This is a genomic window from Actinomadura rugatobispora (assembly GCF_042656285.1).
GTDB classification, from domain to species: domain Bacteria; phylum Actinomycetota; class Actinomycetes; order Streptosporangiales; family Streptosporangiaceae; genus Spirillospora; species Spirillospora rugatobispora.
Genome location: NZ_JBHSON010000273.1, coordinates 1 through 739 on the forward strand (window position 1 = coordinate 1; position 739 = coordinate 739).

The window sequence follows — 739 nt, forward strand, 5'->3', positions numbered from 1 at the left end:
GGAATGGAGAACATGACGAAGCAGGAAAAAACTGCCCTCAATATGGCTAAATTCATTAAGGATCAGTCGCTGCTGTTGCTGGAAAAGCTGAACGAGCTGGACATGGATACCCCGGCCGACATGTGCGAACGGCTTCACGAGGATGCGGAAACACTCTGGCAGGTGATGCGGGATAAGCTCGGGGAAGAATAACAGCACCGGCCATGCCGGTGCTGGCGTTATTTTTTGCCGAACGGCCACCACCGGCGGGCGGGTTTGTCCTCCGGCAGTTCAGGCACCGGCACGTTAAAATAGCGGCTGTTATATTCCCGCATCAGCTCCGCTTTCAGCTTCTCGTTCACCGCGCTTTCCCCGTGCCGCTCGCTGACCACCTCAATCATCGCGTTAATCTGCTCCGGTGAGCACTTCCCGGCATCAACCACCTGCACCAGCGTCAGTTTGCCGTCCGCTTCAAGACTCCAGACATGGATTTGTTGGCTTTCCGGGCTGGCGGTATAAACGGTTTGTTTCATGAATACTCCTGATTATTTTTAACGGTGAATGCTGAATTGTAGTCCGGGATTTTGCAGGGTTCCGCTCTCGGTGTACCATCCCGACAGACCTTAAATTCAACATTAACCCGGAAGAAAAAATGACCTCGCGAGTGATTGCCCTGGATTTAGACGGAACACTGCTTACCCCTCAGAAAACCCTGCTCCCCTCTTCTCTTGAGGCCCTCAAACGAGCCCAGGAAGCGGGG

At 53.7% G+C, this 739-nt stretch carries 3 protein-coding genes; 2 read left to right on the plus strand and 1 reads right to left on the minus strand.

Translation table 11 applies throughout. The annotated features are described in order from the left end of the window. The coding region (locus ACFPZN_RS56290) for a Rop family plasmid primer RNA-binding protein (protein WP_465252316.1) at positions 1-192 on the plus strand (192 nt) is incomplete at its 5' end. Between the two features lie 26 nt (positions 193-218). Here the strand turns inward: ACFPZN_RS56290 and ACFPZN_RS56295 are convergent. Continuing rightward, positions 219-512, minus strand: a complete 294-nt coding sequence (locus tag ACFPZN_RS56295) for a hypothetical protein (protein WP_378293677.1) — start codon at positions 510-512, stop codon at positions 219-221. Between the two features lie 119 nt (positions 513-631). Between ACFPZN_RS56295 and ACFPZN_RS56300 the strand changes: the two genes are divergently transcribed. Next, positions 632-739: HAD hydrolase family protein (locus ACFPZN_RS56300; protein ID WP_378293680.1), on the plus strand; the 108-nt coding region annotated here is incomplete at its 3' end.

Coding starts and splice junctions, on each gene's coding strand:
- ACFPZN_RS56295 (WP_378293677.1), bottom strand. CDS start 512: ATGAAACAAACCGTTTATACCGCCAGCCCGGAAAGCCAACAAATCCAT.